12 protein-coding genes are annotated in these 17,667 nt (G+C 73.6%); 2 read left to right on the top strand and 10 right to left on the bottom strand.

Annotated elements, in window-relative coordinates; translation table 11 throughout:
• Nucleotides 1-86 precede the first annotated feature (86 nt).
• The 5 genes from ilvC to ACFW1I_RS04140 form a co-directional block, all read right to left on the bottom strand.
• Entirely contained in the window at nucleotides 87-1,088 is a 1,002-nt protein-coding gene (gene ilvC / locus ACFW1I_RS04160; RefSeq protein ID WP_043219930.1) for a ketol-acid reductoisomerase, read from the bottom strand.
• Nucleotides 1,089-1,207: 119 nt separating this feature from the next.
• Nucleotides 1,208-1,732, bottom strand: coding sequence for an acetolactate synthase small subunit (gene ilvN / locus ACFW1I_RS04155; protein ID WP_031010337.1), 525 nt, complete (start codon nucleotides 1,730-1,732; stop codon nucleotides 1,208-1,210).
• A 35-nt stretch (nucleotides 1,733-1,767) separates the two neighbouring features.
• On the bottom strand, nucleotides 1,768-3,621 hold the full coding sequence (locus tag ACFW1I_RS04150) for an acetolactate synthase large subunit (protein ID WP_384665847.1): 1,854 nt from the start codon (nucleotides 3,619-3,621) through the stop codon (nucleotides 1,768-1,770).
• A gap of 252 nt (nucleotides 3,622-3,873) precedes the next feature.
• A complete protein-coding gene (locus ACFW1I_RS04145; protein WP_384665893.1) occupies nucleotides 3,874-6,705 on the bottom strand; it encodes a putative bifunctional diguanylate cyclase/phosphodiesterase in 2,832 nt (943 codons plus the stop codon).
• 679 nt (nucleotides 6,706-7,384) lie between these two features.
• A complete protein-coding gene (locus ACFW1I_RS04140; RefSeq protein ID WP_384665845.1) occupies nucleotides 7,385-8,347 on the bottom strand; it encodes a 2-hydroxyacid dehydrogenase in 963 nt (320 codons plus the stop codon).
• A gap of 75 nt (nucleotides 8,348-8,422) precedes the next feature.
• Here ACFW1I_RS04140 and ACFW1I_RS04135 point away from each other — a divergent pair, with 75 nt between their 5' ends.
• Nucleotides 8,423-9,436, top strand: a complete 1,014-nt coding sequence (locus ACFW1I_RS04135; RefSeq protein ID WP_384665843.1) for an aldo/keto reductase — start codon at nucleotides 8,423-8,425, stop codon at nucleotides 9,434-9,436.
• A gap of 133 nt (nucleotides 9,437-9,569) precedes the next feature.
• A complete protein-coding gene (locus tag ACFW1I_RS04130) occupies nucleotides 9,570-10,703 on the top strand; it encodes a PQQ-dependent sugar dehydrogenase (protein WP_384665841.1) in 1,134 nt (377 codons plus the stop codon).
• 45 nt (nucleotides 10,704-10,748) lie between these two features.
• Here ACFW1I_RS04130 and ACFW1I_RS04125 read toward each other — a convergent pair whose 3' ends face one another.
• From ACFW1I_RS04125 to ACFW1I_RS04105, 5 genes are all read right to left on the bottom strand, one after another.
• Entirely contained in the window at nucleotides 10,749-13,778 is a 3,030-nt protein-coding gene (locus ACFW1I_RS04125; RefSeq protein WP_384665891.1) for an AAA family ATPase, read from the bottom strand.
• A 33-nt stretch (nucleotides 13,779-13,811) separates the two neighbouring features.
• Nucleotides 13,812-13,985, bottom strand: coding sequence for a hypothetical protein (locus ACFW1I_RS04120; RefSeq protein WP_384665839.1), 174 nt, complete (start codon nucleotides 13,983-13,985; stop codon nucleotides 13,812-13,814).
• A gap of 181 nt (nucleotides 13,986-14,166) precedes the next feature.
• Nucleotides 14,167-14,724, bottom strand: coding sequence for a GNAT family N-acetyltransferase (locus ACFW1I_RS04115; RefSeq protein ID WP_384665837.1), 558 nt, complete (start codon nucleotides 14,722-14,724; stop codon nucleotides 14,167-14,169).
• On the bottom strand, nucleotides 14,702-16,945 hold the full coding sequence (locus ACFW1I_RS04110; RefSeq protein ID WP_384665835.1) for an MMPL family transporter: 2,244 nt from the start codon (nucleotides 16,943-16,945) through the stop codon (nucleotides 14,702-14,704). The genes ACFW1I_RS04115 and ACFW1I_RS04110 overlap by 23 nt, the downstream gene beginning before the upstream one ends.
• A gap of 138 nt (nucleotides 16,946-17,083) precedes the next feature.
• Nucleotides 17,084-17,665 (bottom strand): hypothetical protein, encoded by a 582-nt coding sequence (locus ACFW1I_RS04105; protein WP_384665833.1) that lies wholly within the window; start codon nucleotides 17,663-17,665, stop codon nucleotides 17,084-17,086.
• Between the last annotated feature and the right edge of the window lie 2 nt (nucleotides 17,666-17,667).

Here is a 17,667-nt window from a genome sequence, read left to right as displayed (position 1 = left end):
GTCGCTACCCCGGGGGGGGGTGGGGGGGGGGGGACCTCGCCGGGGGGGGGGGGCGGGCGTGGGGGCCGCCCCCCGCGCCGAGAGGCTTACGCCTCCTCGTCGTTCACCCAGCTCATGAGCTTGCGCAGCTCCTTGCCGGTGGTCTCCAGGAGGTGCTTCTCGTCCTGGGTCTTGTACTCGTTGTACTTCTTCAGGCCGCCGTGGTACTCGTCCATCCAGTTCTTGGCGAAGGTGCCGTCCTGGATCTCGGTGAGGACCTTCTTCATCTCGGCCTTGGTGTCGGCGGTGATGACGCGCGGGCCGGTGATGTAGTCGCCCCACTCGGCGGTCTCGGAGACGGACCAGCGCATCTTCTCCAGGCCGCCCTCGTACATGAGGTCCACGATCAGCTTCAGCTCGTGGAGGCACTCGAAGTAGGCGATCTCCGGCTGGTAGCCGGCCTCGACCAGGGTCTCGAAGCCCGCCTTGACGAGCGCGGAGGCGCCACCGCAGAGGACGGCCTGCTCGCCGAAGAGGTCGGTCTCGGTCTCCTCGGTGAAGGTGGTCTTGATGACGCCGGCGCGGGTGCCGCCGATCGCCTTCGCGTACGACAGGGCCAGCGCGAACGCGTTGCCGGTGGCGTCCTGCTCGACGGCGGCGATCGCGGGGACGCCGCGGCCCTCCTCGTACTGACGGCGGACCAGGTGGCCCGGGCCCTTCGGGGCGACCAGGGCGACGTCGACGCCGGCCGGGGGCTTGATGAAGCCGAAGCGGACGTTGAAGCCGTGGGCGAAGAACAGCGCGTCGCCGTCCTTCAGGTTCGGGGCGATGGACTCCTCGTAGACCTTGGCCTGGATCGGGTCCGGGATCAGGATCATGATGAGGTCGGCCTCGGCCGCGGCCTCGGCGGGGGTGACCACGCGCAGGCCCTGCTCCTCGGCCTTGGCCTTGGACTTCGAGCCCTCGTGCAGACCGACGCGGACGTCGACACCCGAGTCGCGCAGCGACAGCGCGTGGGCGTGGCCCTGGCTGCCGTAACCGATCACCGCGACCTTGCGGCCCTGGATGATCGAGAGGTCGGCATCGGCGTCGTAGAACAGCTCGGCCACTGGAAATCTCCTTGAGGTGCTGGTGTTGCGTCCCACCGTACGGCGGGGAGCGGAAGGGAAGTTCTCTGGTCTCGTCAGTCGGACCGCCGGGCGGACCGGCGGTCGACGTCCGGTGACGCTCAGGCGCTGCGGTCGAGTGCCCGCAGGGACCGGTCGGTGATGGACCGGGCGCCACGCCCTATGGCGATGGTGCCCGACTGGACGAGCTCCTTGATGCCGAACTGCTCCAGCATCTTGAGCATGGCGTCCAGCTTGTCGCTCGAACCGGTGGCCTCGATGGTGACGGCCTCGGGCGAGACGTCGACGGTCTTGGCGCGGAAGAGCTTGACGATCTCGACGATCTGGGAGCGGGTCTCGTTGTCGGCGCGGACCTTCACCAGGACGAGCTCGCGCTGGATCGCGGCGCTGGGCTCGAGTTCGACGATCTTCAGGACGTTGACCAGCTTGTTGAGCTGCTTGGTCACCTGCTCCAGGGGCAGGTCCTCGACGTTGACCACGATGGTGATGCGGCTGATGTCGGGGTGCTCGGTGACGCCGACGGCGAGGGAGTCGATGTTGAAGCCGCGGCGGGAGAACAGGGCGGCGATCCGGGCGAGGATGCCGGGCGTGTTCTCGACCAGGACGGAGAGCGTGTGCTTGGACATGGTGTGTGGGTCTCTTCCCTGTGGCTCGTCGCTGCTCAGTCGTCTTCGCCGTCGCCGAAGTCGGGGCGGACGCCCCGGGCGGCCATGACCTCGTCGTTGGAGGTGCCGGCGGCGACCATCGGCCAGACCTGGGCGTCCTCGTGGACGATGAAGTCGATGACGACGGGCCGGTCGTCGATGGCGTTCGCCTCGGCGATGACCTTGTCGAGGTCGGCCGGGTCCTCGCAGCGCAGGGCGACGCAGCCCATGGCCTCGGACAGCTTCACGAAGTCCGGGACGCGGGTGCCCTTGGCCTCCGGGTTGACGTCGTCCGGGCCGGAGTGCAGGACCGTGTTGGAGTAGCGCTGGTTGTAGAAGAGGGTCTGCCACTGGCGGACCATCCCGAGGGCGCCGTTGTTGATGATGGCGACCTTGATCGGGATGTTGTTCAGGGCGCAGGTGGTGAGCTCCTGGTTCGTCATCTGGAAACAGCCGTCGCCGTCGATCGCCCAGACCGCGCGGTCGGGCATGCCGGCCTTGGCGCCCATGGCGGCCGGGACGGCGTAGCCCATGGTCCCGGCGCCGCCGGAGTTCAGCCAGGTGGCCGGCTTCTCGTAGTCGATGAAGTGGGCGGCCCACATCTGGTGCTGGCCGACGCCGGCCGCGAAGATCGTGCCCTCGGGGGCCAGCTGGCCGATGCGCTGGATGACCTGCTGCGGCGAGAGGCTGCCGTCCTCCGGCAGGTCGTAGCCGAGCGGGTAGGTCTCGCGCCAGCGGTTCAGGTCGGACCACCAGGCGGAGTAGTCGCCCTTGTTGCCCTCGCTGTGCTCGGCCTGGACGGCCTGGACCAGGTCGGCGATGACCTCGCGGGCGTCACCGACGATCGGGACGTCGGCGGCGCGGTTCTTGCCGATCTCGGCCGGGTCGATGTCGGCGTGGACGATCTTGGCGTACGGGGCGAAGCTGTCGAGCTTGCCGGTGACGCGGTCGTCGAAGCGGGCGCCGAGGGCGACGATCAGGTCGGCCTTCTGGAGCGCGGTGACGGCGGTGACGGCGCCGTGCATGCCGGGCATGCCGACGTGCTGCGGGTGGCTGTCGGGGAAGGCGCCGAGGGCCATCAGGGTGGTGGTGACCGGGGCGCCGGTCAGCTCGGCGAGGACCTTCAGCTCGGCCGTGGCGCCGGACTTGATGACACCGCCGCCGACGTACAGGACCGGGCGCTTGGCGGCGGCGATCAGCTTCGCGGCCTCGCGGATCTGCTTGGCGTGCGGCTTGGTGACCGGGCGGTAGCCGGGCAGCTCGGTCTGCGGCGGCCAGGAGAAGGTGGTCTTCGCCTGGAGGGCGTCCTTGGCGATGTCGACCAGGACCGGGCCGGGGCGGCCGGTGGAGGCGATGTGGAACGCCTCGGCGATGGTCCGCGGGATGTCCTCGGCCTTGGTGACCAGGAAGTTGTGCTTGGTGATCGGCATGGTGATGCCGCAGATGTCCGCCTCCTGGAAGGCGTCCGTGCCGATCGCCTTCGAGGCGACCTGGCCGGTGATCGCGACCATCGGGACGGAGTCCATGTGGGCGTCGGCGATCGGGGTGACCAGGTTGGTCGCGCCGGGGCCGGAGGTCGCCATGCAGACGCCGACCTTGCCAGTGGCCTGGGCGTAGCCGGTGGCCGCGTGGCCGGCGCCCTGCTCGTGGCGGACCAGGACGTGCCGGACCTTCTTGGAGTCCATCATCGGGTCGTACGCCGGGAGGATCGCGCCGCCCGGAATGCCGAAGACGGTGTCCGCGCCCACCTCTTCGAGAGAACGGATGAGGGACTGCGCACCCGTGACGTGCTCGACGGTGGTGGCGGGCGTCGCGCCGCTGCGGGGCCGCGGCTGCGGATGGTGCCCGGTGGCCTGCTCGGTCATCAGCATCTCTTCTCGAAGCAGAGGGTTTTTTGCGAGGTGTTTTACGGGGTTTTGCGTCGACTTCCAGGAGAACCGGTGCAACAAAAAACCCCTCGTGCCGGAGGGCAAGCGAGGGGAGCGCGTCGGGTGGTTCTCAGCGGGCCTGATGGGGCCCGGCCTCAGCCGACGCGCTGTCCAAGTACGAGAATTCGGGTGCGCATGGCACTGACCCTCCCTCTCGGGCCTCGCCACTGTCAAGTGGGTGGGACACGCGTCTCATCATGTGAGCTGATCGGGGGATGGATTCCGCCGCGTCTCCGGGCCCGTCCCGGCCGGTACGGAGACGGCTCCGGGCAGCGGATAGTCGCCCCGGACGAGGGCGCGCCGGAGCCGGTACTCGTCGAGCGGGCCCGAGAAGGCCATGCCCTGCGCGTGCCGGCAGCCCATGGCCCGCAGGGCCAGCACCTGCTCGGGGACGTCGACGCCCTCGGCGACGGTCTGCATGCCCAGCTCCCCGGCGATACGGAGCACCCCACTTGTGATCTTGCGGAGCCGGGCGGATTCGACCACGCCTTCGACGAGACCTCTGTCCAGTTTCAGTATGTCGATGGGGAGGCGCCTGAGCGCGTGGACGGCGACGTGTCCGCTGCCGAATCCGTCGAGGGCGATCCGCACGCCCAGCCGGCGCAGCGAGACCAGCCGCTGCTCCAGCTCGTCGAGGGGGATCCGGTGGTCGGTGTCGGCCAGCTCGATGACGAGCGAGCCGGAGGGCAGCCCGTGCCGGGTCAGCAGGGCCTCGACGGAGCCCAGCGGCACCGAGCGGTCGAGGAGGCGGCGGGCGGCGAGCCGGATGGTCACCGGGGTGCGGTGGCCGCTGCCGGCCCGCTCGGCGGCCTGCTCGACCGCCTCCTCCAGGAGCCAGCGGCCCAGCTCGGCGGTGCGCTCGCCGTCGTCGGTGACCCGCAGGTACTCCGCGGGGGTGAAGAGGATGCCCTGGGCGGAGCGCCAGCGGGCCTGCGCGCTGACGGCGGAGATCCGGCCGGTGGCGAGGTCCACGACGGGCTGGTGGAGCAGGGCGAACTCGCCGTCGTGGAGCGCGCTGCGCAGCCGGGCGGCCAGCTCGGTGCGCCGGACGACCTCGGCCTGCATCTGGGGCACGTACAGCTCGACCCGGTCCTTGCCGCCCGCCTTGGCCCGGTACATGGCGAGGTCCGCGTTGCGCAGCAGGTCCCCGGCGCCGATGCCGGGCTCGGCGAAGGCGACGCCGATGGAGGCGGCGACCCGGACCTCGTTGCCCCCGTCGACGCGGTAGGGGCGGGAGAGGGTGAGCCGGAGCCGGTCGGCGATCTCCTGGACCTGGGCCTCCCGGGCGGCCCGGTCGCGCAGGCCGTCGCCGAGGATGAGGGCGGCGAACTCGTCGCCGCCGAGCCGGGCGGCGGTGTCCCCGGCCCGTACCGCCTCCTGGAGGCGGCGGGCGGCCTGGATCAGCAGGTCGTCGCCTGCCTGGTGGCCGAGCCGGTCGTTGACCGCCTTGAAGCCGTCGAGGTCGATGAAGAGCACGGCGGTGCCGGGGTCGGAGGAGCGGCGGCCGCCGAGGGCCTGTCCGACGCGGCGGGTGAAGAGCGCGCGGTTGGGCAGGTCGGTGAGCGGGTCGTGCTCGGCGTTGTGCTGCAACTGGGCCTGGAGCCGGACCCGTTCGGTGACGTCACGGCTGTTGAAGATCAGGCCGCCCTGGTGCCGGTTGACGGTGGACTCGACGTTCAGCCAGTCCCCGTCGCCGGAGCGGAAGCGGCACTCGATCCGGGTGGTGGGCTCCTCGGCGGGCGAGGCGGCGAGGAAGCGGCGCACCTCGTGGACGACGGCGCCGAGGTCCTCGGGGTGGATGAGCGCGGCCAGTTCGGAGCCGATCAGCTCCTCGGCGTCGCGCCCGTAGACCCCGCTGGCGGCGGGGCTGACGTACCGCAGCACACCGCTGGGCGCGGCGATCATGATGACGTCGCTGGAGCCCTGCACGAGCGACCTGAAGTGGTTCTCCTTCTGGGCCAGTTCGTGGGTGAGGGCGATGTTGTCGATGAGCATGATGCCCTGGCGGACGACGAGGGCGAGGACGACGGCGCAGCCGGTGAGGACGACGACGCGGTCGACCCGGCGGCCCTCGACCACGTTGTACAGGATCCCGAGGGTGCAGACGGCGGCGGCGAGGTACGGGGTGAGGGCGGCGAGCGACCCGGCGATGGGCCTGCTGGGCAGCCCGGGGCCCCGGACGGCGGCGGTCTCCGGCGGCCGGCGGACGCCCCAGGGGGCGTAGGCCAGCAGCAGCGAGCCGGCGAACCAGCCGGCGTCGAGCAGCTGGCCGGAGACGTAGTTGGCGCGCAGCAGCGGCGAGGTGAAGAGGGCGTCGCAGAGCACGGTGAGGGCGAGGGCGGCGATCGCGGTGTTGACCGCCGAGCGGTTGCCGTGGGAGCGCCGGAAGTGGAGCGCGAGGACCATGCTGACGAGCACGATGTCGAGGAGCGGGTACGCGAGCGACAGCGCGGCCTGGGCCACGGACTCGCCCTGGAAGTGGGCGGTGTGGGCGAGGGCGAGGCTCCAGGAGAGGGTCAGCAGGGAGCCGGCGATGAGCCAGGCGTCGAGCCCCAGGCAGACCCAGCCGGCCCGGGTGACGGGCTTCTTGGCCAGGACGAGGAGACCGACGATGGCGGGCGGGGCGAAGAGTAAGAAGAACAGGTCGGCGACGGAGGACTCGGGGACCTCCAGGCCGCGTACGACCTCGTACCAGCCCCAGACGGCGTTTCCGGCGCCCGCCATGAAGGACGAGAAGGCGAAGAGGAGCCAGGCGGGGCGGGTGCCGCCGCGCTCGGTCCTGGCGTAGAGGAAGCAGGAGACGGCGGCGGTGAAGGCCGCGGCGCTCAGCCCGAAGTCGCCCATGAACAGGGCGAGTCGGGGGGATCCCCAGCCGAGGGCGGCGCCGGTGGTGTAGCCGGCGCAGACCAGGCCGAGGGCGATCTGGGCGAGGAGCGAGCCGGCCCAGGAGGGCGGCCGCTCCGGTCCGGGCGCGGTCCGCTCGGGTCCGGGCAGGCCGGGGCCGGCGGGGGCGGGCCCGCGCCGCATCACGGCGGTCGCGCCGGTGCCGCTCACCGCGTCCTCCCGCCCCTCGTCGTGTCCGAAGCCGCCCGCCTCCCCGTCCGTCCCGCCGAAGGCGTGCGGGTTCGGGAGGTCGCGCGGGGCGCCGTCGGCCGCGCCGTCGCGCGGGGCGGGCGCGTGCGGGCCCGGGTGCGCGCCGCGCGCGCGGGGGGCGCGGGTGTACGGCTCCGGGACGGAGGCGCGGAGGCGGGCGCGGGCGGGTGCGGCCGGCTCCGGTGCGGTGCGCTCGCGGGGCGGGACGGCGTCGGCCGGCCGTGGCGCCGCGGCGCCGCAGTCGGGGCAGGGGTCCGGGACGCGGGGCAGCCCCGCGGCGTCCGGGTGCGGCGGCACACCGTCCAGGCGCTCCGCGCGGTGGGGCGCTGCCTGGTCCGGCACCGAGCGCGCGAGATCGGCAGCGAGGCGCGGGAGGTCGGCAGGCGGCGTCGTCGCGCGGGACCGTCGGTCCTCCGGCCGTGCTTCACCCGTCACCCCCCTCGGATTCTGATGGCCCGTCACTTCGCTCCCCAGCGTCAGCCCGTACACGACGCAGTCCCCCGATCCGGGACGATACACCAGGACCGTCACTCAGGGACAGGGGCGGAGTACTCTCCGTGACGGCCAGGGGCTTGCGGGCGGCGCGCGAGGGGGCGCGCGCCACCGGACGGCCTCAGGTGGTGCGGAGGACGTTCACCAGCTCCTCCCCCGCCGCGAACCGGCCGACCTGCGCCGCGATCAGCCGTTTCGCCCTCGGCATGAACGCCGAGGTGGATCCGCCGACATGGGGCGTGACGAGGACACCCGGAGCGTGCCACAGCGGATGCCCGGCCGGCAGCGGTTCCGGGTCGGTCACGTCCAAGGCCGCCGTGATCCGCCCGCTCTCCACCTCCTTGAGCAGGGCGTTCGTGTCGACCACCGGTCCGCGCGCGACGTTGACGAGCAGCGCCCCGTCCTTCATCCGGGCGAGGAAGCCCGCGTCGGCGAGGTGGCGGGTCTCGGGGGTGAGCGGGGTGGAGAGCACCACCACGTCGGCCTCGGGCAGCAGGGCGGGCAGGTCGGCGAGGGCGTGCACGGGACCGCGGGCCGTGGTGCGCGCGGAGCGTGCGACGCGCGCCACCCGCGCGCACTCGAAGGGCGCGAGCCGGTCCTCGATCGCCGAGCCGATCGATCCGTACCCGACGATCAGGACGGACTTGTCGGCGAGCGCCGGGTAGAAGCCGTCCCGCCACTCCTCGGCGTCCTGGCCCCGGACGAAGCGCGGGATGCCGCGCAGGGAGGCGAGGATCAGGGCGAGGGTGAGCTCGGCGGTGCTGGCCTCGTGCACGCCCTTGGCGTTGCAGACCGAGACGCCGTGGCCGAGCGAGCCGAGCCCGGGGACGACGTGGTCGATGCCGGCGGAGAGGGTCTGGACGACGCGCAGCGAGGTCATCGCGGCGAGCGGCCGGACCGCGATCGCCGAGCCCTTCATGTACGGGACGACGTAGAAGGCGCAGTCGGCCGGATCGGCCGGGAAGTCGGTTCCACCGTCCCAGAAGCGGTAGTTCAGACCCGACGCGCCCGGGTCGGGCAGCCCGTCGATCTCGTCGGCGGGGATCGGAAGCCACACGTCAGCGGTGGTGGGTGCGAGTGTCATGACCGGGAGGCTATGCGAAGAATCCCGCACGCCATTGGTTACTTTGGGGGGCGGCACAGGGAGGGGTAGCGGCACGTGGAGCGCAGGACTATCGGGGCGACGGCGCTCGACGTGGGGGCCATCGGCCTCGGCTGCATGCCGATGAACTGGGCCTACGGGCGGTCGGAGCAGCGGGGCGACCGCTCGCTGCGGGCGGTGCACGCGGCGCTGGACGCCGGGGTGAGCCTGCTGGACACGGCCGACATGTACGGGCCGTTCACCAACGAACTGCTGCTGGGGCGGGTGCTGAAGGAGCGCCGGGCGGACGTCTTCGTGTCGACGAAGTGCGGGCTGCTCGTCGGCGACGGGCACGTGGTCGCCAACGGGCGGCCGGAGTACGTGCGCCGGGCCTGCGACGCCTCGCTGCGGCGCCTCCAGACGGACGTCCTCGACCTGTACCTGCTGCACCGGGCGGACCCCGAGGTGCCGGTGGAGGAGACCTGGGGGGCGATGGCGGGCCTGGTGGCCGCGGGCAAGGTGCGGGCGCTCGGCCTGAGCGCGGTCGGGGTGCGGCGGACCCGGCGTTCGGCGACCGGCGACCTGTACGAGGGAACGATCCGTCAGCTGGACCGGGTGCAGCAGGTGTTCCCGGTGGCGGCGGTCCAGGCGGAGCTGTCGCTGTGGGCGCCGGAGGCCCTCGCGCGGCTGCTGCCCTGGTGCGGGGCGCGCGGGATCGGAATGCTCGCGGCGATGCCGCTGGGCAGCGGTTTCCTGACCGGGACGCTGACGCCCGGGGGCGGTTTCGAGCCCGACGACCCGCGGGCCCGGCATCCGCGCTTCACGGCCGAGATGATGGCGGCGAACCAGCCGCTGGTGGCCGGGCTGCGCCGGGTGGCGGCGCGGCACGGCGACGGGGTGACCGCGGCGCAGGTGGCGCTGGCGTGGGTGCTCGCGCAGGGGCGGCACGTGGTGCCGGTGCCGGGGACGAAGCGGGAGCGGTGGGCGGTGGAGAACGCCGGGGCGGCGGGGCTGCGGCTCACCGCAGGGGATCTGGCGGAGCTCGCGGCGCTGCCCGCGGCACGCGAGTCCTGGGAGTATCCACGGTCCTGACCTGCGGTTCGGCCGGATGTCCGGAGCTATTCCGAGAACGCGGGCCGGAGGCGGGAACGTGATTGGGGCGAGCGGTGTATCAAGAGGAGAAGGGATGCCGCTCGAACGCTCGTACCGTCGAAGGGACCGGATCATGAGCCGTCCTGCTGTGCTGAGGGCCCTGGGGGGTGCCGCCGCGCTGGTCTTCGCAGCGGGCTGCTCCTCGGACGCCGACACGGGTGTACGGGGCACCTCGCCGCCCGCCTCGGCCGCCCCTTCGTCCGCTCCTGCCTCGTCGTCGGCGCGTCCGGCCGGGGACGGGCGGGTGACGGTGGCGGGGACGCTCACGGAGGGGCTGCGGTCGCCCTGGGGGCTCGCCGCGCTGCCGGGCGGCGATCTGCTGGTCTCCTCGCGGGACGAGCGGACCGTCACCCGGGTGGACGGGCGGAGCGGCGCGAAGACCCCGCTGGGCGAGGTGCCGGGCGTGGTGCCGGGCGGCGAGGGCGGGCTGATGGGCCTGGCCGTGCGCGACGGGTGGGTGTACGCGTATCTGACCGCCGAGTCGGACAACCGGATCGTGCGGATGCGGTACGGCGGCGGGGCGGGCGACCGGCTGGGGGCGCCGGAGCCGGTGCTCACCGGCATCCCCAAGGGCGTGGTGCACAACGGCGGGCGGATCGCCTTCGGCCCGGACGGGATGCTGTACGCGGGGACCGGCGAGACCGGTCGGACCGGGCTGGCGCAGGACCGGGAGTCGCTGGGCGGGAAGATCCTGCGGATGACCCCGGAGGGGAAGCCGGCGCCGGGCAATCCCTTCCCGGACTCGGTGGTCTATTCGTACGGGCACCGGAACGTGCAGGGGATCGCCTGGGACGCCGAAGGGAGGCTGTGGGCCGCCGAGTTCGGGCAGAACACCTGGGACGAGCTGAACCTGGTCGAGCCGGGGGAGAACTACGGATGGCCGCAGGTGGAGGGCGCGGCGGGCGAGGCGCGGTTCGTGGACCCGGTGGCGCAGTGGCCGACCTCGGAGGCGTCGCCGAGCGGGATCGCCTACGCCCGGGGCGCGGTGTGGATGGCGGGGCTGCGGGGCGAGCGGCTGTGGCGGATCCCGCTGTCGGGCGCGGAGCGGTCCGGGGAGCCGGAGGCGTTCCTGGCCGGGGAGTACGGGCGGCTGCGGACGGTCCTCGCGGGCGGGGACGGGCGGCTGTGGCTGGTGACGAGCGAGACCGACACCCGGGGCACGCCCGAGGCCGGGGACGACCGGATCCTGCGGCTCGACGTGAGATGACGGCCCCGGCCCGGACGCGTACGGTCCGGGGGCCGGGGTGCCAGGTCAGCGCGGCGTGTCGAGGAGGTGGAGGCGGTGGGCCATCGCGGCGGCCTCGCCGCGGCCGGAGACGCCGAGCTTGGCGAGGATGTTGGAGACGTGGACGCTGGCGGTCTTCGGTGAGATGAACAGCTCCTCGGCGATCTGCCGGTTGGTGCGGCCGGCCGCGACCAGGCGCAGGACGTCCTGCTCGCGGGGGGTCAGGCCGAAGGCGTCGGACTCGGACGCGGGCTCCGGCTCCGCGGGGGCGTCGGCGGTCAGGGGGATCCGGGCGCGGGCGGCGAGCAGTTCGACGTCCTCGCGGAGCGGGCGGGCGCCGAGGGCGACGGCGGTGGCGTGGGCCTGCCGGAGCAGGACCGTGGCCTCCTCGCGCCGGCCGCCCTCGGTGAGGAGGGCGTCGGCGAGCCGGTGGCGGGCGCGGGCCAGCGGGTAGGGCAGGCCGAGCGGGGCCCACGCCTCGACGGTCTCGGCCCAGCGGGCGGCGCTCTCGCGGCCCTCGGCGCGGGCCAGTTCCTCGCTGACCTGGGCCGAGTGGGCGGTCCAGACGGGGGCGGGGGCGGCGAGGGCGCGGACGCACCGGCGGATGGCGGCCAGCGCCTCGGCGCGGCCCTCCTCGGCGGCGGGCAGGCCGCGGCTGTCCGCCTCCGCGGTGACGGCGGTGAGGACGAGGGGCCAGCCGTAGCGGTGGGTGCCGGGCGGGAAGCCGGCCTCGGCGGCGGCCGCGACCCGGGCGCGGACGTCGGCGAGGCGGCCCTCGGCGGCGGCCGCGGCGACGTCGGCGCCGGCCAGCGGGAGGGTGTACTGCGGGATCGGGTCGCGGGTGCCGTAGACGGCGCGGGCCTCGTCGAGGTGGCGGGCGGCGGTGGCGGTCTCGCCGCGGGCGACGGCGATCTGGGCGAGCCGGAGGTGGGCGGAGGCGCGGGGCTTGGTGCTGGTGGCGGAGGAGAGGAGGCGTTCGGCCTCGGCGCGGGCCTCGTCCCAGCGGCCGAGCGAGAGGAGGGACTCGGCCTTGTTGCCGCGGATCCAGCCGGCGGACTCGACCAGGCCGCGGGTGCGGGCCAGTTCGAGACCGGCGTCGGCGAGTTCGACCGCCTCGGCGGAGCGGCCGAGGGACTCCAGGGCGGAGACGATGTTGATGTGGGCGCGGGCCGATTCGTGGAACTGGCCGAGGGCGGCGGTCCGTTCGCGGACCGCGTGCATCTCGGCGAGGCCGGCCTCGCGGTCGCCGGCGGCGACCATGATGGTGCCCAGGGTGAGGCGGGCGTTGAGTTCGGTCGCCTCGGCCTTGACCAGCCGGGCGTACTCGACGGCGCGTTCGGCGGCGGCGAGGGCGTCGGGGCCGGGGCTGCGGAGCATGCCCCAGCCGGCCGCCCCGGCGAGGACGGTGGCGTGGACCGCGGACGGCGGCAGGCCCTTGACGAGCTCCTGGGCGCGGGAGATCTCGGCCCAGCCGTCGCCGCGGCCGAGGTTGGACTGGAGCCGGGCCTGCTCGGCCCAGAACCAGGCGGCGCGCAGCGGGTCGTTCTCGTCGTCGCCGTCGAGGAGGCGGAGCGCCATCTTGCCGATCTTGAGGGCACGTTCGCGTTCGCCGCAGAGACGGGCGGCGACGGCGGCCTCGGCGAGCAGGTCGAGGTGGCGCAGCGGGGTGGTCTCGGGGTCGCAGCCGCAGGCCGGGTAGGACTCGGCGTAGTCCAGGGGGCGCAGGCCGGCGCGGATCTCGGCGGGGGCCTCGTCCCAGAGCTCCATGGCCCGTTCGAGGAGCCGGAGCTGCTCGGCGTAGGCGTAGCGCTTGCGGGTGGCGACGGAGGCGTCGAGGACGGCGGGGAGCGCCTTGGCCGGGTCGTGGGCGTGGTACCAGTACGTGGCCAGGCGGGTGGCCCGCTCGTCGGGGCGGACCAGCCCGGGGTCGGCCTCCAGGGCCTCGGCGTAGCGCCGGTTGAGGCGGGAGCGCTCGCCGGGCAGCAGGTCGTCGCTGACGGCCTCGCGGACCAGGGAGTGGCGGAAGCGGTAGCCCTCGCCGTCGGGGACGGCGAGCAGGATGTTGGCGCCGACGGCGGCGCGCAGCGCCTCGATGAGGTCGTCCTCGGCGAGGCGGGCGACGGCGGCGAGGAGCCCGTACTCGACGGTGGAGCCGCCCTCGGCGACGATCCGGGCGACCCGCTGGGCGTCCTCGGGGAGGGCCTCGACGCGGACCAGGAGGAGGTCGCGGAGGGAGTCGCTGAGCGGGCCGGTGCCGTCGCCGCAGGTGCGGGAGGCGACGAGTTCCTCGACGAAGAAGGCGTTGCCGTCGGAGCGGTCGAAGATCTCGTCGACGAGGCCGGGGGCGGGTTCGGCGGCCAGGATGCCGGTGAGCTGGCGGTGCACCTCGGTGCGGGTGAAGCGGGAGAGCTCGATGCGGCGGATGGTGCGCATCCGGTCGAGTTCGGCGAGGAGGGGGCGCAGCGGGTGGCGGCGGTGGATGTCGTCGGCGCGGTAGGTGGCGACGACCACGATCCGGCCGCGGCGCAGGGTGCGCAGCAGATAGGTGAGGAGGTGGCGGGTGGAGGTGTCGGCCCAGTGGAGGTCTTCGAGGACGAGGACCAGGGTGCGGTCGGCGGCGAGCCGTTCGAGCAGGCGGACGGTGAGCTCGAAGAGGCGGGCGGTGGCGTCCTCGTCGCCGGTGTCGGTGCCGCCGGGGTCGCCGAGCTCGGGGAGGAGGCGGGCGAGTTCGCCCTCGTGGCCGTCGGCGGCGGCGCCGACCTCCTCGGGGAGGCGGCGGCGCAGGGTGCGCAGGGCGGTGGAGAAGGGGGCGAAGGGGAGTCCGTCGGCGCCCAGCTCCACGCAGCCGCCGACGGCCACGACGGCGCCGGTGGCGCAGGCGGCGTCGCGGAACTCCTCGACGAGCCGGGTCTTGCCGACGCCGGCCTCGCCGGCGACGAGCAGGGCCTGGGGCTCTCCCGCGGTCGCGCGGGAGAGCGCCTCGGTGAGGGCGGTGAGTTCGCCGGCGCGGCCGACGAAGACGGGACTGACGGACCTGGTCTCCACGGCGCCGAGCATCGCACAGGCGCCCCGCGGATCACCCATACGGGGTCACGCGACCTGGGCGTAGTGGTCCCTGCCGGTGCTCACCCGGCCCTCCGGTTCATGGCGTCCGGCCCGGCGGGCGGCCTTGGCGGCGCGGGCGGCCTCGCGGCCGAGGCGCTGGGCGGCGGCCTCGCGGACCAGCTCGGCGTGGGCGGCGCGGTGGAGTTCGTAGACGAACATGGGGTGCTCCCTGGGCTGTGGTGTCGGCATCGCTCCTTGCGATGCCTCCACCTTCGTCGCCCAGCCGGTGCGGGGGCATCGGGCGAGTGCCGCATGTTCGGGGTACGGGGGGCCTTAGGGAGGTCCCGGGGGTGCCTTAGGCCGCCCGGGGAGGGTCCGTACGCTCCCCGGGCCGGGGGGTCTAGGCCTCCCGGGCGGCGCGCCAGTCGGGGGCGAGGACGGACCAGATCTCGGTGTCGGTGCGGGTGCCGCGGTGGAGGTAGTGCTCGCGCAGGACGCCGTCGCGGGTCATGCCGAGCCGGCGGGCGACGGCGATGCTGGCCTCGTTCTTCGAGGAGACGAACCATTCGAGGCGGTGGATGCCCCGCTGGTCGACGGCCCAGTCGATGATGGTCCGGCAGGCGCGGGTGACCAGGCCGCGGCCGGCGGCGGCGGGTTCCAGCCAGCAGCCGACCTCGGCGTTGCCGGCGGCCACGTCCATGGTGCGGAACATGACTCCGCCGACGAGGGTGCCGTCGGCCCAGATGCCGTAGAGGCGTCCGGCGTCGTTCGCGGTCTTGTCGGCGTAGCCGCGGAGGAAGGCGCGGGCGGAGTCGAGGTCGTGGACGACGTCGGCGAGGCCGATGTGCGTGCCGACGTACTCCCGGCCGCGGTCCATGTGGGCGAGGAACTCCTCCGCCTGCCAGGGCTCCAGGGGCCTCAGCTCGGCGCCGTCGTCACCCAGCGATATCGCGAACATCCTCGTTCTCCTCCGTGGCCGGTGCCGTCACTCGCTGCCCGGGGATCTTCGCACGGGCGTCGGCGGCGAGGCGGCATTCGGGCGGCTCGATGCTGATCCGGGGCAGGATCCGGTCGAGGCTCCTGGGCAGCCACCAGTTGGCGCCGCCGAGCAGGTGCATCAGGGCGGGGACGAGGAGGGTCCGCAGGACGAAGGCGTCGAGGGCGACGGCGGCGGCGAGGGCGATGCCGAACATCGCGATGACCCGGTCGCCGGAGAGCACGAACGCGAGGAAGACCGAGATCATGATGACCGCGGCGGAGTTGATCACCCGGCTGGTCTCGGCCAGGCCGACCCGGACCGCCCGCCGGTTGTCGCCGGTCTCCAGCCACTCCTCGTACATCCGGCTGACCAGGAAGACCTGGTAGTCCATGGAGAGGCCGAAGAGGACCGAGACCATGATCACCGGCAGGAAGGGCTCGATCGGGCCGGCGCTGCCGAGACCGAGGAGTTCCGCGCCCCAGCCCCACTGGAAGATCGCGACGACGATGCCGAAGGCGGCGGCGACGGCGGCGATGTTCATGGCGGCGGCCTTCAGCGGGATGCCGATGGACCGGAAGGCGAGCAGCAGCAGCAGACAGCCGAGGGCCACGACGGCGCCGACGAAGAGCGGCAGCTTGCCGATGATGATCTCGGCGAAGTCGTCGTACGAGGCGGTGATGCCGCCGACGTGGACGTCGAGGGAGGTGCCGGTCTCGGCGGCCGGGAGGACGTCGTGGCGGAGCCGGTCGACGAGCTCGCTGGTGGCCTCGGACTGCGGGGAGGAGTCGGGGACGACGGTGAGGAAGGCGGTGTCCCCGGAGCCGTTGTAGGTGATCGGGGAGACGGCGGCGACGCCCTTGGTGGCGGCGAGCGCGTCCGGCAGCTGGTCGAGGGCGACCCGGTCGTCCGCGCCGTCGAGGCCGGCGACCAGGGTGAGGGGGCCGTTCACGCCCGGGCCGAAACCGTCGGCGAGGAGGTCGTACGCCTGCCGGGTGGTGGCGGTGGCCGGATTGTTGCCCTGGTCGGAGGTGCCCAGGTGGAGCGAGAGGGTCGGCAGCGCGAGGACGGCCATGACGACGGCGGCGACGGCCCCGAGCAGCTTCGGGTGGCGCTCGACGAAGGCGGACCAGCGGGCGGCGAAGCCGGTCGGCAGCTCGGGCTGCGGGCCGTGCTCGGCGAGCGTCCGGCGCTCGCGCCGGGAGAGGGCGCGCATGCCGATGAGGGAGAGCAGCGCGGGCAGCAGGGTGACCGAGGCGGCCACGGTGAGGACGACGGTGAGGGAGGCGGCGATCGCGACGCCGTTGAGGAAGCTCAGCCGGAGGATGAGCATGCCGAGCAGGGCGATGCAGACGGTCGCGCCGGCGAAGACGACGGCCCTGCCGGTGGTGGCGACGGCGGTCTCGGCGGCCTCCGCGACGCTCAGGCCGCGTTTCAGGCCCTTGCGGTGCCGGGTGACGATGAAGAGCGCGTAGTCGATGCCGACGCCGAGCCCGATGAGCATGCCGAGCATCGGGGCGAAGTCGGCGACCGTCATCACGTGCCCGAGGAGCACGATCCCGGAGTAGGCGATGCCGACGCTGACCAGGGCGGTGGCGATGGGCAGCAGGGACGCGGCGAGGGAGCCGAAGGCGAGGAAGAGGACGACGGCGGCGACGGCCACGCCGACGGCCTCGGCGATGTGCCCGCCGGGCTTCTCGGTGAGGGCGACGGCGCTGCCGCCGAGCTCCACCTGGAGCCCGTCGGTCCCGGCGGCCTTCGCGGTGTCCACGAGGGCCCGCGCCTGCGCGACGGGGATGTCGTCGGCCTGCTCACGGAAGGTGACGGTGGCGTACGCGGTCCGCCCGTCCTCGCTGACCTGGCCGCGCGCGGCGCCGTCCCCGTACGGGGAGGCGACGGCGGCGACGCCGGGCAGGTCGGCGACCTCCGCCAGCATCGGCCCGATCCGCTCCTGCACGGCGTCGGCGCGGACGCTGCCGCGCTCGGTGTGCCAGACGATGGTGTCGGTGTCGCCGCCGAGCCCCTGGAACCCGCGGTCGAGCAGGGCGGTCGCCCGCCCGGACTCGGTGCCGGGCACCTCGTAGTCGTTGGAGTACGCGCTGCCGGCGAAGGCGGCGGCGCCACCGACCCCGACGAGGGCGAGGACCCACAGGAGGACGGCGACGAGGCGGTGCCGGATGAACCACCGTGCGATGGCTGCCAAAGGACGTGCTCCCTGCCTGGATCGGTGCTCGGGGCCCACTGTCGCAGCCAAACGTGATCGTTTGACCGTTTCGTGTCGATCCTCACAGATCGTGCGGCACCGAGGCGAGGACCGCCGCCCGCGCGACGCGCCCGCCGCTCACGCCCCGCCGGCGGTACCTCCCGGACACTTCAGCTCGCGCTGGGCATAGGCCATGAAGTCCTTCATCAGCGCCGGCAGGGCGGTCTGGAGCTTGGATCTGTCGGGGGCGTCGTCCGCGTGGATTCTCAGCTCGATGTATCGCCCGGGCGCATTCGGATTCCTGGCGGCCTCACACGTGAAAGAGGCGTGGGCTCCGGTGTCGTAGATGATGCCCTTGTCCCCCAGATCGAGTGGCTCGGGATCAGCCGAATCCCACGACGACCAGTCGATGGAGTTCGCGAAGTCCCGGCGCGTGGCGATGGCCTGGAACTTCGTGTTCCCGTCGATGTAGAGGGTGCAGGTCGCGGAGTCGAGCTCCTCGGCCAGAGCGAAGTGCCGGCCGGACTGGCGCGAGAACTCCGCCTTCTCACCGGGCGGCAGCAGGGGGGACACATCGCTGCCGGCGAACGCTCCGTTCCAGCAGACGCGCTCGGGCAGCCCGGGGACGGCCTTCTCCTCGCTCGCGGCACAGCTCGCCAGCAGACCTGCCGTGACGACGGCGGTCGATGCCGCTGCGGCAGTACGGCGGAAACGGCGCATGA

Source organism: Streptomyces sp. NPDC058955, from assembly GCF_042741435.1.
GTDB lineage: Bacteria > Actinomycetota > Actinomycetes > Streptomycetales > Streptomycetaceae > Streptomyces.
This window is presented reverse-complemented; position numbering and strand designations above follow the sequence as displayed.

What these genes read in the sequence shown, in the direction of transcription:
- ilvN (WP_031010337.1), bottom strand. Translation starts at nt 1,732, where the DNA reads ATGTCCAAGCACACGCTCTCCGTCCTGGTCGAGAACACGCCCGGCATC.
- ACFW1I_RS04150 (WP_384665847.1), bottom strand. Translation starts at nt 3,621, where the DNA reads ATGCTGATGACCGAGCAGGCCACCGGGCACCATCCGCAGCCGCGGCCC.
- ACFW1I_RS04145 (WP_384665893.1), bottom strand. Translation starts at nt 6,705, where the DNA reads ATGCGGCGCGGGCCCGCCCCCGCCGGCCCCGGCCTGCCCGGACCCGAG.
- ACFW1I_RS04140 (WP_384665845.1), bottom strand. Translation starts at nt 8,347, where the DNA reads ATGACACTCGCACCCACCACCGCTGACGTGTGGCTTCCGATCCCCGCC.
- ACFW1I_RS04130 (WP_384665841.1), top strand. Translation starts at nt 9,570, where the DNA reads ATGAGCCGTCCTGCTGTGCTGAGGGCCCTGGGGGGTGCCGCCGCGCTG.
- ACFW1I_RS04125 (WP_384665891.1), bottom strand. Translation starts at nt 13,778, where the DNA reads ATGCTCGGCGCCGTGGAGACCAGGTCCGTCAGTCCCGTCTTCGTCGGC.
- ACFW1I_RS04120 (WP_384665839.1), bottom strand. Translation starts at nt 13,985, where the DNA reads ATGTTCGTCTACGAACTCCACCGCGCCGCCCACGCCGAGCTGGTCCGC.
- ACFW1I_RS04115 (WP_384665837.1), bottom strand. Translation starts at nt 14,724, where the DNA reads ATGTTCGCGATATCGCTGGGTGACGACGGCGCCGAGCTGAGGCCCCTG.
- ACFW1I_RS04105 (WP_384665833.1), bottom strand. Translation starts at nt 17,665, where the DNA reads ATGCGCCGTTTCCGCCGTACTGCCGCAGCGGCATCGACCGCCGTCGTC.